The 15,955-nt window shown below is 69.8% G+C and carries 20 protein-coding genes and 1 pseudogene; 6 read left to right on the top strand and 15 right to left on the bottom strand.

All coding sequences use genetic code 11. The features are described 5' to 3' along the window. Nucleotides 1–135 precede the first annotated feature (135 nt). A complete protein-coding gene (locus tag ACH4J0_RS36510) occupies nucleotides 136–543 on the top strand; it encodes a hypothetical protein (protein ID WP_396245483.1) in 408 nt (135 codons plus the stop codon). 54 nt (nucleotides 544–597) lie between these two features. Here ACH4J0_RS36510 and ACH4J0_RS36505 read toward each other — a convergent pair whose 3' ends face one another. From ACH4J0_RS36505 to ACH4J0_RS36470, 8 genes are all read right to left on the bottom strand, one after another. Next, on the bottom strand, nucleotides 598–1,818 hold the full coding sequence (locus tag ACH4J0_RS36505) for a cytochrome P450 (RefSeq protein WP_396245482.1): 1,221 nt from the start codon (nucleotides 1,816–1,818) through the stop codon (nucleotides 598–600). 13 nt (nucleotides 1,819–1,831) lie between these two features. Continuing rightward, nucleotides 1,832–3,223 carry an NAD(P)/FAD-dependent oxidoreductase gene (locus ACH4J0_RS36500; protein WP_396245481.1) on the bottom strand — a complete coding sequence of 464 codons (1,392 nt, stop codon included), beginning with the start codon at nucleotides 3,221–3,223 and terminating at the stop codon, nucleotides 1,832–1,834. After that, nucleotides 3,220–3,447, bottom strand: a complete 228-nt coding sequence (locus ACH4J0_RS36495; RefSeq protein WP_396245480.1) for a ferredoxin — start codon at nucleotides 3,445–3,447, stop codon at nucleotides 3,220–3,222. The genes ACH4J0_RS36500 and ACH4J0_RS36495 overlap by 4 nt, the downstream gene beginning before the upstream one ends. A gap of 379 nt (nucleotides 3,448–3,826) precedes the next feature. Continuing rightward, entirely contained in the window at nucleotides 3,827–4,234 is a 408-nt protein-coding gene (locus ACH4J0_RS36490; protein WP_396245479.1) for a nuclear transport factor 2 family protein, read from the bottom strand. After that, nucleotides 4,231–5,094 (bottom strand): alpha/beta fold hydrolase, encoded by an 864-nt coding sequence (locus tag ACH4J0_RS36485; protein WP_396245478.1) that lies wholly within the window; start codon nucleotides 5,092–5,094, stop codon nucleotides 4,231–4,233. Before ACH4J0_RS36485 ends, ACH4J0_RS36490 begins: the two co-directional genes overlap by 4 nt. Nucleotides 5,095–5,151: 57 nt before the next feature. Continuing rightward, on the bottom strand, nucleotides 5,152–5,613 hold the full coding sequence (locus ACH4J0_RS36480) for a winged helix-turn-helix transcriptional regulator (protein WP_396245477.1): 462 nt from the start codon (nucleotides 5,611–5,613) through the stop codon (nucleotides 5,152–5,154). Between the two features lie 105 nt (nucleotides 5,614–5,718). Beyond that, the gene (locus ACH4J0_RS36475) at nucleotides 5,719–6,336 is read right to left on the bottom strand and encodes a hypothetical protein (RefSeq protein ID WP_396245476.1); all 618 of its coding nucleotides are present in this window, start codon (nucleotides 6,334–6,336) and stop codon (nucleotides 5,719–5,721) included. A gap of 125 nt (nucleotides 6,337–6,461) precedes the next feature. Beyond that, nucleotides 6,462–6,788, bottom strand: coding sequence for a hypothetical protein (locus ACH4J0_RS36470; RefSeq protein ID WP_396245475.1), 327 nt, complete (start codon nucleotides 6,786–6,788; stop codon nucleotides 6,462–6,464). 144 nt (nucleotides 6,789–6,932) lie between these two features. Here ACH4J0_RS36470 and ACH4J0_RS36465 point away from each other — a divergent pair, with 144 nt between their 5' ends. The 3 genes from ACH4J0_RS36465 (at nucleotide 6,933) to ACH4J0_RS36455 (ending at nucleotide 8,839) form a co-directional block, all read left to right on the top strand. Further along, nucleotides 6,933–7,292 (top strand): helix-turn-helix transcriptional regulator, encoded by a 360-nt coding sequence (locus tag ACH4J0_RS36465; protein WP_396245474.1) that lies wholly within the window; start codon nucleotides 6,933–6,935, stop codon nucleotides 7,290–7,292. A 150-nt stretch (nucleotides 7,293–7,442) separates the two neighbouring features. Further along, nucleotides 7,443–8,465, top strand: a complete 1,023-nt coding sequence (locus ACH4J0_RS36460) for a YihY/virulence factor BrkB family protein (RefSeq protein WP_396245473.1) — start codon at nucleotides 7,443–7,445, stop codon at nucleotides 8,463–8,465. A gap of 200 nt (nucleotides 8,466–8,665) precedes the next feature. Then, nucleotides 8,666–8,839, top strand: a complete 174-nt coding sequence (locus ACH4J0_RS36455) for a hypothetical protein (protein WP_396245472.1) — start codon at nucleotides 8,666–8,668, stop codon at nucleotides 8,837–8,839. Nucleotides 8,840–8,862: 23 nt separating this feature from the next. On the opposite strand, the gene ACH4J0_RS36450 is transcribed toward ACH4J0_RS36455, so the two are convergent. Further along, nucleotides 8,863–10,227, bottom strand: a complete 1,365-nt coding sequence (locus ACH4J0_RS36450; RefSeq protein ID WP_396245471.1) for a beta-propeller fold lactonase family protein — start codon at nucleotides 10,225–10,227, stop codon at nucleotides 8,863–8,865. A 577-nt stretch (nucleotides 10,228–10,804) separates the two neighbouring features. After that, nucleotides 10,805–11,770, bottom strand: coding sequence for an antibiotic biosynthesis monooxygenase (locus ACH4J0_RS36445; RefSeq protein ID WP_396245470.1), 966 nt, complete (start codon nucleotides 11,768–11,770; stop codon nucleotides 10,805–10,807). Nucleotides 11,771–11,961: 191 nt separating this feature from the next. On the opposite strand from ACH4J0_RS36445, the gene ACH4J0_RS36440 reads away from it, so the two are divergent. Further along, nucleotides 11,962–12,333 (top strand): hypothetical protein, encoded by a 372-nt coding sequence (locus tag ACH4J0_RS36440; RefSeq protein ID WP_396245469.1) that lies wholly within the window; start codon nucleotides 11,962–11,964, stop codon nucleotides 12,331–12,333. Here ACH4J0_RS36440 and ACH4J0_RS36435 read toward each other — a convergent pair. Next, the gene (locus ACH4J0_RS36435) at nucleotides 12,287–13,048 is read right to left on the bottom strand and encodes an SDR family NAD(P)-dependent oxidoreductase (RefSeq protein ID WP_396245468.1); all 762 of its coding nucleotides are present in this window, start codon (nucleotides 13,046–13,048) and stop codon (nucleotides 12,287–12,289) included. The two genes, ACH4J0_RS36440 and ACH4J0_RS36435, sit on opposite strands and share 47 nt — an antisense overlap. 143 nt (nucleotides 13,049–13,191) lie before the next feature. Here ACH4J0_RS36435 and ACH4J0_RS36430 point away from each other — a divergent pair, with 143 nt between their 5' ends. Next, a complete protein-coding gene (locus ACH4J0_RS36430) occupies nucleotides 13,192–13,770 on the top strand; it encodes a TetR/AcrR family transcriptional regulator (protein WP_396245467.1) in 579 nt (192 codons plus the stop codon). A gap of 298 nt (nucleotides 13,771–14,068) precedes the next feature. On the opposite strand, the gene ACH4J0_RS36425 is transcribed toward ACH4J0_RS36430, so the two are convergent. The 4 genes and pseudogenes from ACH4J0_RS36425 to ACH4J0_RS36410 all read right to left on the bottom strand — a co-directional run. Beyond that, a complete protein-coding gene (locus tag ACH4J0_RS36425; protein ID WP_396245466.1) occupies nucleotides 14,069–14,461 on the bottom strand; it encodes a hypothetical protein in 393 nt (130 codons plus the stop codon). After that, nucleotides 14,419–14,874, bottom strand: coding sequence for a substrate-binding domain-containing protein (locus ACH4J0_RS36420; RefSeq protein WP_396245465.1), 456 nt, complete (start codon nucleotides 14,872–14,874; stop codon nucleotides 14,419–14,421). Before ACH4J0_RS36420 ends, ACH4J0_RS36425 begins: the two co-directional genes overlap by 43 nt. 27 nt (nucleotides 14,875–14,901) lie before the next feature. Beyond that, nucleotides 14,902–15,591, bottom strand: a complete 690-nt coding sequence (locus tag ACH4J0_RS36415) for a serine/threonine-protein kinase (RefSeq protein ID WP_396245464.1) — start codon at nucleotides 15,589–15,591, stop codon at nucleotides 14,902–14,904. A gap of 72 nt (nucleotides 15,592–15,663) precedes the next feature. Continuing rightward, a pseudogene (locus ACH4J0_RS36410) lies at nucleotides 15,664–15,864 on the bottom strand (IS982 family transposase); the annotation flags it as partial. Nucleotides 15,865–15,955 lie beyond the last annotated feature (91 nt).

The raw sequence follows: 15,955 nt of genomic DNA, 5'->3' as shown, positions 1-15,955 counted from the left end.
GAGGTCTCCGCCGGCGCTGCGGTTGGTGAGGCGCGCGCGGTTGGTGTTTACGCCCAAACGTGGGTCCCCCGGCGGGGGGGGGCCCGGCCCGGGGGGGGGCCGGCCCCCGACGTCGTCGTGGGGGAGACTGGCTTCATGGACCGGTTCCAGCTGTGCCGGGCCCTTCGGGCGGCCGGGGTCCCGCAGGCGTACTACGAGATCCCCGGCTGTCCCCGCGGCCCTCACCGGGCCGACCGCTACTTCCTCGAAGAACGCGCCGGGGCGTGGGTGGTGGGAGTCGACGAGCGCGGCCAACGGGAGGTGTTCGAACGGTTCGCGGACGAGGCTCGGGCGTGCCGATGGCTCTACGACCGCCTGACCGACGCGGGACCGGCCCCCGTCCCCGCCACACCCGAGGAGATGGACGCGCTCCTGCGCGACAGCGACGGCATTCAGCGGCGGGCCCGCGAGCAGTTCGAGCGGGCCCTCGCCGAGGCCCGCCGCCGGGCCCCCCGGGAGCCTGGCGCTGGCGACGGTCCTACGGGTCCGCCGCCCACGGGGTGACCTGGCACCGGCCTCGACGGCATCCGCCGGCAGACGCGGCGTTGGCCGGCGGTGCTAATCGCCGTCCTGCTCGATGTGCAGATGGATCGGGCCGCGAAGAACGGGGCTGCGCCGGTACGGTGGCGGGTCGGCGACGAGCCTGGGGCGGTCGACGCGGCGTACCAGCTCGGTCAGCGCGATCTGGGCCTCCCGCCGGGCCAATGGGCCGCCGAAGCACAGGTGGATACCGCTGCCGAATCCCAGGTGCCGGTTGTCACGCCGATCGGGGTCGAAGCGGTCCGGATCGTGGAAGCGGTTCGGATCGCGGCTGCCCGAGGCCAGCATCAGCATGATCCGGGAGCCTTTGGGGATCACGGTGTCGGCGACGGTGATGTCGCTGTACGCCGCCCGCCAGGGAACGATGTGGACGGGCGGCTCGTACCGCAGCAGTTCCTCTGTCAGTGGCACGACCAGGTCCGGTTGGTCGCGCAGCCGCTGCAGCACCTGCGGGTGGCGCAGCAGCGTCAGCATGCCGTTGGTGATGAGGTTGACGGTGGTCTCGTGGCCGGCGATGAGCAGCAGGTTGGCGGTGGCGACGATTTCCTCGTCGGTCATCCGCCCGTCGGGCCCGTCGTCGTTGGCCAGCCGTGACAACAGGTCGTCACCCGGCCTGCCGTGTCGTTGTTCGACCAGGCCGCCGATGTAGTGGCGCAGGTCTTCGCGGGCCTGGATGCCGTTGTCGAGCTTTTCCTTCGGGTCGGTCTCGGGGTTGTAGTCGATCAGGTCGATGATGTCGTTGACCCACAGGTGGAACCTCGGTTCGTCCTCGCGTGGTACGCCGAGCAGGTGGCAGATCACGGTGACGGGGAACGGGTAGGCGAAGTCGTCGACGAGGTCGATCTGTTCCTTGCCCGCGAAGTCGTCGATCAAGCCACCGACGATGCCGGTCAGGGCGGGTTCCATGCCGGTCACGAGTCCCGGGGTGTGCGGGGGGCCGAAGTGGCGCATCGCCATGCGCCGAAGGCGGTCGTGCTCGGGCGGGTCGAGGTTGATGAACGCCGGGGTGGTCCGCTCTTCGGCTCCGGCCGTCGGATGCGAGAGGTTGCGGGTGTCCGAGCTCAGGTGCGGGTTGTGCAGGATGTCGGTGATCTCGCGCCAGGTACTGATGACGTAGCTGCCGTCCTCCTGCCGGGCCACGGGTGTCTTGCGCAGCTCGGCGTACAGCGGGTACGGGTCGGCTCGGGAGGAGTAGTCGAGGATCCGGCGCAGCGTGTCGGGCGTCTCGGTCGTGGTCATCTCGCTTTCCCTCCTAGCGGTGCTGGTGCGCGGCCGTGACGCGGCGCTCGCTCGGGTCGTGGCCGGTGACGACCACGGTGGCGCCCTGGGCCAGCAGAGTGGGGCCGGGGAAGTCGACGGGCACCGGTTTCATGTCGGCGGGCTGGTCGGGGGCGGGGCAGGGCGGGGGGAAGGGTGCGGCCGTCTCGATCAGTTGCCGGTAGTGGTCCAGCCACTTCGCGTTGTTGAAGCTCACCGCCGCGGTGACACGGCCCCGATAGCCGTATGCGGCGACGAAGCGGCGGTCGGGCACCGATCCCTGGGTGACGACCACCTCGTCGGCGAAGGTCGGCACGCCGACGGACTTGATGTTGACCCCGAACTGGATCGACCAGAACAGCGGGATGGACAGGTGGGGCCAGCGGTCCGCCTGGCCGCTGACCATGTTGTGCGCCGCGACCTCGGCCTGCTCCACGGCGTTGGCCCAGTGCTCCAGCGAGATGAGCCGGTACTCGTAGACCGGGTTCGGGCAGCGTGCCACGTCTCCGGCGGCGAAGACGTCGTCCGTGATCAGGCCGTTGAGGTCGAGGGCGCGGCAGCCCGTGTCGCAGGCAATGCCCCAGACCCCCGCGGCCAGCCCCGAGCCCTGCAGCCACTCGGTGTTGCGAATGCCCCCGAGCGCCACGACCGCCACGTCGGTGTCGATCGTGCTGCCGTCGTCGAAGTGCGCGCGGCGCAGCCGTCCCTGCGCGTCGCCCTCCAGCCGGGTGACCTTGACACCGCAGCGCAGGTCGACGCCGTGAGCGCGCTGCATGTCCGCGGCGACCTCACCGATCATGGCGCCGAGCGCCCCGACCAGCGGCGCCGGCGCGAGTTCGGCGACGGTCACCGGGATCTCCCGTTCGCGGCAGACCGAGGCGATCTCGGAGCCGGTGAATCCCGCGCCGATGACCAGCACGCGTGAGGGCCGGGCGGCGAGTGCACGCCGGAGACCTTCGGCGTGTTCGCGGGTACGCACGACGAAGACCCCGTCCAGAGCCGCCTCGCTCTCGACGAACCACGGCCGGGCCCGGACCCCGGTGGAGATCAGCACCCGGTCGAAGGGAACCTGGCGTCCGTCGGCGAGACGCACGTGGTTGCCGGCCAGGTCCAGTCCGCTGGCGGGCACGCCCAGCAGCCACTCCGCATCGATCTCGCGACGGCGCGGCAGCTTGGTGTTCTCGGCCGGCACCCACCCGGTCAGTACCTGCTTGGAGAGGGGAGGCCGGTCGTAGGGCTCTCCCGTCTCGTCGCCGATCATGGTCAGCGATCCGGTGAAACCCTCGCCGCGCAGCGCCTCCGCTGCCCGCAGTCCCGCCAGGGACGCCCCGACGACCACGATGCGGCCCTCGCGCTTGAAGGCTTGCAGGTTCTCGGCACTGGTCATGACGGCGATGCCTCCGCCAGTGCGTCCCGTCCCTCCAACTGGTCGACCAGGATCGCCTGGACCGGGCAGGCCGCCGCGGCGCGCAGCACCTGGTCGCGTCGGGCGTCGTCGGGGTTCGGGTCGTACATCAGTGCTTCCTCGCCGTGCATCCGGAACGCGTCCGGAGCGAGGAAGGCGCACTGCGCATATCCTTCGCATCGGGAAAGATCAACGACAACTCGCATCCCGACCTCCACAGGGGCTGCAAGCTGCGGGCCCGGAAGCCGGCGCCGTTTCGGCGCGCAAGGCGCGGCAAGGCTGAGGAGAAAGGGACTCGGCCGTTGCCCACCTCCGCGGACTGCGAGGGTGCGCGCCGCGCCCGTCGGGTCGCCGCAGAAAGAATCTGGTTGTCGCCCACGAGGCGACCGGCGGGTAGAACCGCTCAGAGATCATGACCTTCCTGCTGGTCAGCCTATCCCGTGCGCATATCCCCCGCACGCCGGGAACGGGCGGGCTTGCCGATCGGCGCCGATGCCCGTGTCGAGGGCCGGCCCGCGGCCGACCCGTTGAAAGGCAGAGCATCGCCGGTCGTGGGGCACCTTCGCGTGTACGCCCACGGGATGCTCAGAGCAGGGCGTCGGGGTCGACGGGCCCTGCCGTGATGTGCAGGCTGCGGATTCGCGGCGCCGCTTCGTCGCTCTGGTCGAGGTGGAAGATGTGCGTGAAGGGGGCACACACGACGTTGTCGGGCTCGGTCTTCTTGGCGACGGTCGCCTCGCCCCGAAGGATCAACACGTCCCCGACGGTCCACGTCTCGATCACCTCGTGCGTGGTGATGAGCGGGGCGTCGATCTTCACGAAGAAGTCCTTGATGGCCTCGACTCCGTGCACGCGCGCCGTACCGAAGATCATCTCGGTGTCCTGGTCGAGGTTCGTGGCGAACGCGGTCGCGAACTCGAGGGTGTCGATCTCGTGCATGAAGGCGCTGACCCATGCGGGGGCTCCGCCGCGGTCGGTGATGGTGGCGGTCATGCTCGTCGGATCCTTTCCAGCGCGGGCAGCTCGGCGAGGAAGGCGTCGATCTCGGCGTTGACGGCCTGCGGGTTCTCGCGAGCGGCGAGGTGGCCGGTGTGCGGCAGCACTTTGAAGGTGGCGGTGGGGATCGCGTCGGCCATCCGGCGCACGGCGTGCACGGGGAACTGGCTGTCCTCCTCGCCGGCGATCACGAGGACGGGTACGTCCTTGATCGTGGCGAGCAGGCGGTGTTCGTCGCGGCGGCCGATCAGGATGCTGCGCAGCGCCCAGGCGACCGACTTGGGGTCGTTGGTGAGCACGAACTTCAGGAACTCGACGAACTCCGGGCGTTCGGCCTCGGCCGTCGGCCCGGCGAACGCGCCGCGGGCCGCCTTCAGGGCCAGTTGCGGCATCTTCGAGTTCAGCGACAGGTAGCCGACCAGCGCGGTGGCCCAGATGCTCTCGAAGGTCGTAGGGAGCGAGGCCGTGCAGTTGATGCCGACTGTCCCGACCGAGCGGTCCGGGTGGTAGGCGGGGAAGACGCCGGCGAGCATGCCGCCCCAGCTGTTGCCGATCAGCACCGCCTTGTCGATGCCGAGCGTGTCCTGGATCTCGACCAGCGCGTCGGCGCACTGCTTCAGGTCGATGATCCGGCGCAGGGCGTCGGACTTGCCGTGTCCGGGGCTGTCGATGAGTACCACGCGGTGGGTGGGGGCGAAGTGCTCGTACTGGTAGCGCCACATGGTGCCGTCCATCATCAAGCTCGGCCAGAAGATCAGGGTCGAGCCGTCCGCCTTGCCGCCGTCGCGGACGTTGATCAACCCGAGCGAGGTGGGGATGAGCCGCTCGGTGACGCTGTCGAGCCAGGTCGTGGTCATGGCGTTTCCTCTCGCTATGGGGTCGTTCTCCGACCCCAAGCCAGAAGCGTATTACAACTAGTTCTGATCTGCAACCAGTGGGACCAGGTTCGATGCCTGGATTGGTTGGTGGCAGACGCCGCACGCCAGGTAGGGCTCGGTCTCCTTGCCGCACGCGGTGTGCAACAGCGGCCGACGAGGGGTGGCGCCGGCGGCCTGCGAATCCGGCCCGTGCTCCTCGGCCCAGCGGGTGATCGCCACGATCGCCGGCACGACCAGCTCGCGAGCGCTGTCCGAGAGCTCGTACTCGAACCACTGCTTGTCCTCGCGGTAGACCCGCCGCGTGAGCAAGCCCAGCTCGGTCAGGGCGTTCAGGCGCGTGGTCAGGATGTTCGTCGAGATGCCCAGCGCCCGCTTGAGTTCGCCGAACCGTGCGGTGCCGAAGAAGACCTCGCGCAGGATCTGATAGTTCCAGCGCTCCGAGATCGTCGCGAGAAATGCCTGGCCGTGCTGGAACACGACGGGCTTTGAGTCGTTCATCCTGAAAACTCCGTAATTGCATTTCGAGACTAGTTTCACCACAATACCGGTGAAGGCCGCCTGGGCGCAGCGCGCGGCACTCCGCCGGCCCGGGTCCTGATCGGGTCATGAGGCGTGGGCTTCTGCGGCTGGCTTGAGGACGTTCCTGCACCAGGTCCGGAAGTCCGTCGTCGTGGGCTCGGCCGTCGCCCAGTCCGCGTCGTAGACGCCCTGCTCCTGCGCGGCGAACGCCTCGGTCAGGTCCTTGACGGCCTGGTCGTCGGCGCCCTGGGAACGCAGCAGCGAGGCGTAGTCGTCGATGCCCATGCGGCGGTAAGCGACCGGGCGTCCGAGTTCCTGGCTGATCACTTCGGCCATGCCGTCGGGGGTCAACCGGTCGGGGCCGAACACCGGGAGGTTCTCCTGGCCGGTCCAGGACGGGTCGGCGAGGAGGCCGGCGGCGGTGTCGGCGATGTCCCGGGTGGCGATCGACGCCAGCGGCAGGTCACCCGCGCAGGTCAGGTAGAAGGCGCCCTGCTCGCGGATGGCGTCGAGCTGTCGCAGGAGGTTCTCCATGTAGAAGGGCATGGACAGTGCCCGGTACGCCGCACCGGACGCGCTCAGTTCGGCGTCCATCGCGAAGGCCGCCGACAGGACGCCGGCGGGGACCGGCCAGCCGTGGCCGGCGCTGGAGACCCCGACGACGTGGCCGACGTCGTGACGGGCGACGGCGGCGGCGCCCACCCGTGCGAAGTGGACGTAGTGCGCCTGAGCGCTCGGTGCCTGCGGGTTCGGCGGGACGAGCCAGAACAGCGCTTGTGCCGCTGCGCGTAGCGGCGCCTTCAGCCGGCTGTGAGCGCGGTGCGCTCTCAGTCCGGGGGCGCGGGCTGCGCGGGCACCCGGGCCGCGTCGTCCACGACGGGGGCGGTGTCCTGTTCGGGCCAGGCGCGGGCCAGGCGTTCCAGGCCGTTCCACAGGTCCTGGGCGCGCTCGCGCAGGCCGACCGTGGTGCAGCTGCCCGTCTCGGCGGCGGCGAGGTAGGCGTCGATGCCGGTGAGGGACTGCTGCACCTGGCGGCGCAGCGGCTCGATGCGGCCGGCGTCCTCACCGTGCTCGCAGGGCGCCCCGATCCGTGCCACCAGCAGCACACGCAGCCGCTCGAGCCCCTCCCTGCTCATCGCCTCCACGTGCACCATCTCCCAGCCGTAAGGCCTCGTGGGACCCGCCCCGACACGCCGCGGGTACTTCCCCTGTTCGCTCGTCCACCGGACATGTCAACCATGACGTGAATACGATGTCGTGCTTCATGAGGCGTGAAACCCGGGTCGTATCGTGGAGGCATGGACAACGGCACGTCGGCGGAGCGGCAGTGGACCTTCCTGACCAACCACGCCCGCGTCCTGGTCCAGATAGCCCGCGACCCCGGCATCCGGGTGCGTGACATCGCCACCTGCTGCCTGCTCACCGAACGCGCCGTCCAGCGCATCATCACCGACCTCGAACAGGCCGGATACCTCTCCCACGAACGCCGCGGCCGCACCAACCACTACAGCGTCCTCGCCGCCAAACAGCTGCGCCATCCCGCCGACGCCGGTCCCACCGTCGCCGAGCTCCTCGCCGTCCTCCTGCCCCGGCCCGCCGGAGGCCAGCGCGCCTTGCCGTCGACGGCCCTGGAGCCGGCGCGGTCGGCGCGGCACTGACCGCCACCGCGGACTCTCGGCAACGCCACCTGGCACCGCCCGCGGCGTGGAGGTGCCGGCCGGCGCCGCAGTGTGATCCGGCTGGTTGACTCTCTTGCGGTCGGCCCTCGGTCGGGCGTGTGAGTCGTGGCGGACGGGCACACGCCGCCCATGGGACTGTTCCGAAGAACACGCGGTGAACAGGGCGACACGGCGGCGCGCGGCCCGCAGAGGGCCGCCGACGAAGGGCCGGACGAACCGTCGCAGGTACCGGCTCGCGGCTGGTTCAAGGTGCTCAGGCGCACCGGGCGGGAGTTCCTCGACGACGAGCTGCCGGACCGCGCCGCCGCGCTGACGTACTACGGGGTGCTGGCGGTCTTCCCGGCATTGCTGGTGCTGGTGTCGGTGCTCGGTCTGATCGGCTCGTCCGCGACCAACGGAGTGCTGGACAACCTGCAGCAGCTCGCGCCCGGATCGGCGCGCGACATCCTCCGCAGCGCGGTCACGCAGTTGCAGGCCGGCCGGGGGACGGGTGGGGTGCTGGCGGTGGTGGGCCTGGCGGGTGCGTTGTGGTCGGCGTCCGGGTACATCGCGGCGTTCATCCGGGCGGGCAACGCGGTCTACGACATCCGGGAGGGCCGGCCGGCGTGGAAGACCACGCCCCTACGGGTCGGACTCACGCTGCTGATGATGGTGCTGCTGGTGGCCAGTGCCGTGATCGTGGTGTTCACGGGCCCGGTGGCGAAGCGGGCCGGGGACGTTCTCGGGCTCGGGCACACCGCGGTGACGGTCTGGTCGATCGCGAAGTGGCCGGTGCTGGTCGCGCTGGTGTCGTTCATGATCGCACTGCTGTACTGGGCGGCGCCGAACGTCCGCGGCCGGGGTTTTCGCTGGATCTCGCCGGGCAGCGTGCTGGCCGTGCTGTTGTGGCTGGCCCTGTCCGGCGGCTTCGCCGCGTACGTCGCGAACTTCGGCTCCTACAACAGGACCTACGGCACTCTCGCCGGGGTGATCGTGTTCCTGGTGTGGTTGTGGCTGTCCAACCTGTCGATCCTCCTGGGGCTCGAGTTCGATGCCGAGCTGGCGCGGGAGCGAGCCATCGAGGGCGGCATGTCCCCGGCCGAGGAGCCGTACGTGCCGCCGCGGGACACCCGGAAATGGCCGGACGACGAACACGGCGGCGGCCGGGGCTGAGCCGCCGCGCCCCGACCGCGTACCTGGCCGGGCCCGGCGCGCTCTCCGGCTCGGTGACCGCCGCCGGACCGGCGCGCCGATCCGGTCCGGCTCCAGCTGTGCGCTGCCGGCTTCGGCGCGGGTCCGCGCCGGGATCGACTTCTCCGCCGAGCACGGCGTCACCGGCAGCATCGGACGGCTCCGCCCCCATGGTGCGGGTGATGGCCTCCGTCGGAGTCACCATCCGCAGCGGCTACGGCCACCTGCTGGAGTGGAAGCGCCGCTCGGAGCGCCCGCTGAGGACGCGGCCCCGATACGCCGGCATCCACGCCCGTTCGGAGTCGAGCGTGGATGCCGGTGAAGCATTCGACTGTTCAGATGTGCCGGTCCTGTGAGCCTGTGGCCGGGGGTGTTGTGGTCACCAGTGGTGGTGGTCGTCGCAGGGGTCGATGACGGTGGGGTCGGTGGCGGTGGCGGTGGCGGTGCCGTCGCCGCCTCCGCTGACGGTGGCGGTGTTGGTGAGGGTGCCGGTGGCGGTGCGGGCGACGCGGACCCGCAGGGTGATGGGCGGGTAGGTGTTCCCCGGGTTGAGGACGTCGCTGCGGGTGCAGGTCAGGGTCCTCTGGACGCAGCGCCATCCCCTGCCGGTGATGCTGGCGGCGGTGAGTCCGGCCGGGAGGGTGTCCTTCACGGTGACGGTGGTGCCGTCGGTGGGGGCGGTTCCGTTGTTGCCGACGGTGATGGTGTAGGTGCCCGTCCGGCCCGGGGTGAAGTTGCCGGTGTGGGTCTTGGTGATGGTCAGCGAGGGCGCCGCGACGACCGGGGTGATCGCGATACCGAACGGCCCGGTGACGGGGATGGTGGCGGTGACGGTGTTGGTGGTGGTGTCGATCACCGACACGGTGTTCGAGGAGAAGTTGCCGGCGTAGACGTGCTTGCCGTCGGGGTTCACCCCGAGCTTGTAGGGGCTGGCGCCGACGGGGACGGTGGTGGTGACGCTGTTGGTGGTGGTGTCGATCACCGACACGGTGCCGTCGCTGACGTTGCCGACGTAGAGCTGGTGGCCGTCCGGGGTGATCGCGTTGCCGTACGGGTTGTTGCCGACGGGGATGGGGGAGCCCACGACGGCGTTGGTGGCGGTGTCGACCACCGACACGGTGTTCGAGGAGAAGTCGTCGACGTAGGCGTGCAGGCCGTCCGGGGTGATCGTGATACCCGAAGGCTGGGTGAAGCCGCTGATGGTGGCGCTGATGGTGTTGTTGGTGGTGTCGATCACCTGCACCTGGCCGAGCCCGAGCTCGGTGACGTAGGCGTGGAGGCTGTCCGGCGTGGTCGCGATGAACCGCGGATCGCTGCCGGAGGGGAGGGGGATGTCGGTGGTGACGGTGTTGGTGGTGGTGTCGATCACCGACACGGTGCCGTTGAAGTTGGCGGCGTAGGCGTGCAGACCGTTCGGGGTGATCGCCAAAGCCTGCGGGTGGTCGCCCGCGGGCAGGGGGATGGTGGCGGTGACGGTGTTGGTGGTGGTGTCGATCACCGACACGGTGCCCGAGCCGCGGTTGACGACGTAGGCGTGCTGGCCGTTCGGGGTGACCTTGACGTCCGCCGGCTGAGTGCCGACGGGGATGGTCGTGGTGACGGTGTTGGTGACGGTGTTGAACACCGTCACCGTGTTGGCACCGATGTTGTCGACGTAGCCCTGCTGGCCGGTGGCGGCCATGGCCGGGGACGGGGCCAGCGCCGGCAGGGCCAATCCGGCAGTCAGGGCCAGCCCCGCCGCCACGGCCCGCACCCGCACCCAGGGCCCTGGCCGGGGCCCGCCGCTCTCGGACTCCGGACTGTGACGTGCGGGCTCTCCCGCGGAATCGGGTGGACGGGCCAGACGCATCGCTCTCTCCTCGTAACCGGCGCCACGGTCCCGCGCTCCGACAGCGAACCGCGATGGTCTGGGGTCGGCAGAACCGTGAGCTGTGAAGAATCACGGACACACGATGTATACGATGCATTGACGATTGGTCAGGGAAACACGCCCCTGCCACCGCCGAACGAGGGATCCCTGCATCGAGGCCACTTCCTTCAGGCAGGCCGGTGCCGGCCTTCCAGGACTGCCGTGGTGGCCGCGGGCGGCGGCCAGGAGCCTCACGTATTCGTCGGACACCCGGGCCGTTCGCCTGCCGTCATTGCGAAGCAGCCCTCTACTGCGCCCTCGTCGCGCCTTGCCCGGCCAGGACGGCAATGTTCGGAAACAGGCACCGAGGCTCCAGGAGCAGCGCGTCTTCTGCTGCACGGGCCGGGTTGGGGAACCGGTTAGTCCGTGGTGCCGACGTGGCCCACCTCTTCGACGACGAACGCCCCCGTGGTCATCCGACCGTCGGTCCGAAGAGCGCCAGCAGCGCCGCGTAGCCGAGCACGACCGCCAGTGCGCCCAGCGCGTGGGTGCGTCCGGGGGCCGTGGGCCCGGGGGCCAGCCAGAACTCCAGGGCCCGGCTGATGAGCGGCATCACTGCCCAGGTGAGGATGCTGACGCTCAGCACGTTGCTGATGAACAGCGCGAGGTAGGCGGGCGTCTTGGCGGCCTGCAGCGCCTTGCCCACCGTCAGGTTCAGGACCATGACGGTGGGATAGAGCCCCAGGAGTACGCACATGGCCTGCTTCCAGTTGGGCGGGACGGTGGTCGTGCCGCTCTCGCGGCCGAAGCGGAACCAGCCGCTGAACGCCGAACGGATCCGCCGTACGTCGTAGGAGGCGAAGGTGTCGCGGCCGTCGTCGAGGAGTTTCCCGCGTGCGGTGGAGGAGAGCCAGTTCTCCAGGTGCTCATGGGTGTCGAAGCGCACGATGGAAACCCAGTTCTCCTGGACTCCCGGCACCGGCCGGAAGAGTTCGTGCCCCATGTAGCCGGGGGCCTTCTCCTGCACTTTCTGCAGCTTCGCGTGCCAGCGCACGAACTGCGGCTCGCGGCTGGTGAGGACGTGATGGGAGATCACGGCCGTCACGGCCTCCGGTAGCGGCGGCTCGCCGGCCAGCACGTCCTGGACGGGCAGCCCCTCGAACAGGGGACGTCCCTCCTCCAGCATCTGCCTGCGCTCAGAGGAATCGAGCCAGGCCATGAGCTGGTCGGCCCGGTCGAAACGGAAGATGACCACCCATTCGCCGTCCGCGCCGTCCTCGGGCGGATAGACCTCCGTGCCGTCGAACCCGTCGAAACCCCGTGCCAGCTCGGTCAGCCTGTCCTGCCAGCGCCGGTAGTCGGACTCGCGGTCCTTGCGTACCTTCTGCGAGAGGAGCACGGTGGCGCTGTACTCACCACGACTTGCAGCAGCACTCACCCGAACTACGCTAGCCGCGGTGGGCAAAACCGGCAAAGCGTGATATTTAACCGAACGTTGAGTGGTTCGGAGGCCCTGTCATGGACAACCACAATGCTTTCCTGACCGAAGCCGTACGGCTGGACGGCGAGATCATCGCGCGTGGCCAGAACCGGGTCCTGCTCACCGGCGACCCCACCGTGCACGCCTAAGTGGAGAGCATCCGCAAGGCGAGCCAGATCCTCAACCCGGAGTCGCCCTCCATTCCCGAAGACCACCAGAACGAGTCGACCCTCGAGTACGTCCCCCGCCCCGAAGGATCCACCGACCCGGTGCCGAAGCGTGCCCGGATGCTCAAGGGGTGCTCCATCTACATCGGCGGCGCACCCTGTCCCATGTGTATGAGCGCCATCTACTGGGCGCGAATCGATCACGTCTACTTCTGCCGCGACCTGGACGACACTCGCAAGATCGGCTTCGACGACGCTTTCCAGTACGAGGACTTCCAACTGACTGGACGCCAGCCCTTCAGCGTGCTCAGATCTGCGCCATGCCGCCGTCGGCGAAGAGCTCGACGCCGGTGATGAAGCTGGAGGCGTCGCTGGAGAGGAACGCCACGGCCTTGCCCATCTCGCGGGGGTCGGCGATCCGCCCGGTCGGGTTGCCCTCGCCCATCTTCTGGACCGCGGCGGCAACGGCGTCGGCGCCCTGCGCCATGCCCAGGGCGCTGCGCAGGGACTCGGTGTCCACGGCGCCGGGGCTGAGGACGTTCATGCGGATGCCGGTGCCCTTGATGTCCTGGATCCAGGACCGGATGAAGGCGCGCACCGCGGCCTTGGAGCCGCCGTACAGGCCCATGCCGGCCGGGGGCTGGATGGACGCGGTCGACCCGATGATGACGACCGTGCCGCCGGGCGGCAGCAGCGCGATCGCCGGCTGGACGGTGAACAGGACGCCCTTGGCGTTGACGTTGAAGGTCCGGTCGAACTGCTCCTCGGTGATCGCGCCGAGCGGGGCGTGCGCGCCGATGCCGGCGTTGGCCACGACCGCGTCGAGGTGTCCGTGGCGCGCGATGACCTCTTGGTACGCCGCCTCCATGTCCGCGAGCTCGGTGACGTCGGCCACGATGCCCGAGGAGTTCGGGCCGATCCTGGCGACCGCCTCGTCCAGCTGGTCCTGCTGAAGGTCGGTGATGACCACGCGGGCGCCCTGGTCCACGAATTCCTGGGCGATCCCCAGGCCGACACCGGACGCGCCACCGGTGACCACGGCGACCTTGCCTTCGAGCGGGAGGCTCATCGTCTTCTCCTCTGATGTGCTTGCCCGCACTGTGCGGACGACGGCGACGTGTGCCCTAAACTCGTAAGTGGAGGCGCCGCCACTTGTGGCACGTTAATCGGAGGCGCCTCCACTTAGCAACCCTTCGAGGAGAAAGCCCCCCGATGACCACAGAGACCGGCCGGCCACTGCGGGCCGATGCGCGGCGCAACCGGGAGAAGATCCTCTCCACCGCGGCGCGCGTCTTCGCGGAGCAGGGACTGGACGCACACCTGGAGTACATCGCCAAGGAGGCGGGAGTCGGGACCGGCACGCTCTACCGCAACTTCCCGACCCGGGAACTCCTGATCGAGGCCGCCTACCGCAACGAACTGAGCCGACTGTGCGACGCGGCCCCCGAACTCCTGGCGGCCATGCCGCCACGCGAGGCGCTTCGCGCCTGGATGGGGCGCTTCATCGACTACGCCACCGCGAAACTGGGGATGGCCGACGCCCTCCGCGCCGTCGTCGACTCCGGCGTCAACCCCTACGCCCACAGCCGGGAGTTGATGATGACCGCCCTCACCTCGCTCCTGGACGCCGCGACCGCCGCCGGGGACATCCGATCGGACATCAGCCCAGCCGACATGTTCGCCGCCCTCACCGGCGTCGCCCTCGCCTCAGGGAAGCCCGAACAGCGCGAACAGGCCGAACGGCTCCTCGACCTCACCTTCGACGGGCTCAGGTACGGCACAGCAGACTGATGCCGCCCCGGAAATGTCGGCAAAATGCTCATCAACTCCTCTCGCGCGGCGGCGGCGGTCCGCGTCGCCCAGTGCTGCGCCGTCCCGTCGTCGGCCCTCGACCACGGCGTGCCGGGACAGGGAAGGGCCGCACCCTGTGGGCCGGCAAACCTCCGCCCCGGACGCATGCACGACACGACCGCCATGCGGGGCGAGGGCATCGACGATCTCTTTCGGCAGTTCACGAAGTCCTCGCACGTTGCCGGGACCAGCGCCTCCCCACCCGATGACGCTCGATCCGCACGGCGCTGATCCTTGATCAATTACCGGGCTTCAACCGCAGGGGGGCCAGGGAGTCCAGCACGCGCTTTGCCAGGGCCTCCGGAAGCGGGCCGTACATGAGGTTCTCACCGACGGCCTGGCCCGGCGCGCTCAGCCCGTGGGCCAGGAAATTCGTCAGGACGGCGGTGCCGGCGAAGGCGCGGTCGGCCCCGCCGTGGTCGCAGAAGCCGACGTAGCCGACGTCGACGATGGGGTAGCTACCCGAGGCGGGCCTCGCGTAGTCGATCGTGACCGTCAGGTTGGTGCCCGTGCCCTGCACCGAGCCCCCGGCGGCCATCATGCTGGCGGAGTGGGGGGTGAGTTCCACCGCCTGGGAGCCGCCGAACTTCACCTTGGCCTTCTGGAGGGTGCCGGCGTCCGGGAGCGGCACATCGACCACTGACTCCCGGCGACGTAGGCGGGGAGGTCGGAAGCGTTCGTGCCGGACGTGGGCCGCGACTTGTCGGGCCACGCCCGGCCCGGCTGGTACGGGAAGTCGGAGGGCGCCGCCTTGGCCAGGTACTGGGCGAAGATGGCGGTGGACGCCGACTCGTTGCTCGGGATCCGCACGTCGATCGGCGAGTCCGGCAGGTTCCAGATCGAGTTGAGGGCCTTGATCGCCGGGTCGTTCCACTTGGTGATCTTGCCGGTGAAGATCTTGGCGAGCGTCGGGGCGTCGAACTCCAACCCCTCCAGCCCGGGCGCGTTGTAGACCACGGCGATCGGCAGCACGGTGACCGGGACCTGGGAGGCGTAGCCGGTGGGGCAGTGGCGGCCGACGACGGCACGCTGATCGGCCGTCATCGGGGAGTAGCTCCGGCGCCAGCCCGGTCAGGTCCGGCTCCTCGTAGACGATCCGGAAGCCCACCGCGTGCGAGGAGTCCGCGCCGAACGGGCCGCGCCCGGTGGCCGCGAAGGCGAGCACCGAGCCGAGGGCGAACACGTCCGTGGCCGCCGTCGCCGTGCCGTTGCGGAACTGCTCGGGCGCCATGAACGGCGGGGTGCCGACGGCCACTCCGGTGCTGGTGAGCTGGGTCTCGCCGGCCGCTTGGCGATGCCGAAGTCGATGACGCGCGGGCCGTCCTCTGCGAGCAGCACGTTGCCGGGCTTGAGGTCGCGGTGCACCAGCCCGACCCGGTGGATCTCGCGGAGTGCTTCGGCCAGTCCGGCGGCCAGCCTGCGCACCTCGGGCGGAGTCAACGGGCCCTGGCCGGAGACCCGTTCTCCCAACGAGGGGCCGGCGATGAAGAGCGTCGTGAGCCAGGGGGCCGGGGCGTCGGCGTCCGCGTCGAGTACGGGTGCGGTGAACGCGCCGCTGACCTTGCGCGCGGCCGTGACCTCCTGCCGGAACCGGGCCCGGAACTCGGCGTCCGCGGCCAGCTCGGGCCGGATCACCTTCACCGCCACCTTGCGGCCGGACACCGACCGGGCGCGGTAGACCACGCCCATCCCGCCCGCGCCGAGCCTGTCCTCGAGAAGGTATCCGCCGATCGCTCGCGGATCGTTCTCCAGCAAGGTCACGTCCCGACCCCTCCCCCACGTATGAGCGGCCACCCGGCCGACCGAGACAGCCTAGATGAACGATGCGAAGGGTTAGTGGTCGTAGGCGGTCAGCGAGCGCATGACGGGTTGGCCGGTGTGGTCGTCGTGCCGGATCGCGCTCGTCAGGGCGGGGACGCGTCGCAGGACGCGGAGCATCACTCCGCCCCGGGCGCGGCCTTGGTGGCGTTCGAGGTCGAGCTTGACCTTGAAGGTCTGGTTGACGGACTCGATGCGCTGCCGCAGCGGCTTGAACGGAAGATTTCAAGTCCAGTGAGACGGTCGTGACGTTATGAGGTTTGTGGTGCGGGTTCCCTGCGCTTGGCCGGGTCGTTGATCCACGCCG

The organism is Kitasatospora sp. NPDC017646 (assembly GCF_044329365.1).
Taxonomy (GTDB): domain Bacteria; phylum Actinomycetota; class Actinomycetes; order Streptomycetales; family Streptomycetaceae; genus Kitasatospora.
Note: the sequence above shows the minus strand (reverse complement) of the source record. Positions and strands in the feature narration are given on the sequence as shown.

Coding starts and splice junctions, on each gene's coding strand:
- ACH4J0_RS36510 (WP_396245483.1), top strand. CDS start 136: ATGGACCGGTTCCAGCTGTGCCGGGCCCTTCGGGCGGCCGGGGTCCCG.
- ACH4J0_RS36505 (WP_396245482.1), bottom strand. CDS start 1,818: ATGACCACGACCGAGACGCCCGACACGCTGCGCCGGATCCTCGACTAC.
- ACH4J0_RS36500 (WP_396245481.1), bottom strand. CDS start 3,223: ATGACCAGTGCCGAGAACCTGCAAGCCTTCAAGCGCGAGGGCCGCATC.
- ACH4J0_RS36495 (WP_396245480.1), bottom strand. CDS start 3,447: ATGCGAGTTGTCGTTGATCTTTCCCGATGCGAAGGATATGCGCAGTGC.
- ACH4J0_RS36490 (WP_396245479.1), bottom strand. CDS start 4,234: ATGACCGCCACCATCACCGACCGCGGCGGAGCCCCCGCATGGGTCAGC.
- ACH4J0_RS36485 (WP_396245478.1), bottom strand. CDS start 5,094: ATGACCACGACCTGGCTCGACAGCGTCACCGAGCGGCTCATCCCCACC.
- ACH4J0_RS36480 (WP_396245477.1), bottom strand. CDS start 5,613: ATGAACGACTCAAAGCCCGTCGTGTTCCAGCACGGCCAGGCATTTCTC.
- ACH4J0_RS36470 (WP_396245475.1), bottom strand. CDS start 6,788: ATGGTGCACGTGGAGGCGATGAGCAGGGAGGGGCTCGAGCGGCTGCGT.
- ACH4J0_RS36465 (WP_396245474.1), top strand. CDS start 6,933: ATGGACAACGGCACGTCGGCGGAGCGGCAGTGGACCTTCCTGACCAAC.
- ACH4J0_RS36460 (WP_396245473.1), top strand. CDS start 7,443: ATGGGACTGTTCCGAAGAACACGCGGTGAACAGGGCGACACGGCGGCG.
- ACH4J0_RS36455 (WP_396245472.1), top strand. CDS start 8,666: ATGGCCTCCGTCGGAGTCACCATCCGCAGCGGCTACGGCCACCTGCTG.
- ACH4J0_RS36435 (WP_396245468.1), bottom strand. CDS start 13,048: ATGAGCCTCCCGCTCGAAGGCAAGGTCGCCGTGGTCACCGGTGGCGCG.
- ACH4J0_RS36430 (WP_396245467.1), top strand. CDS start 13,192: ATGACCACAGAGACCGGCCGGCCACTGCGGGCCGATGCGCGGCGCAAC.
- ACH4J0_RS36420 (WP_396245465.1), bottom strand. CDS start 14,874: ATGACGGCCGATCAGCGTGCCGTCGTCGGCCGCCACTGCCCCACCGGC.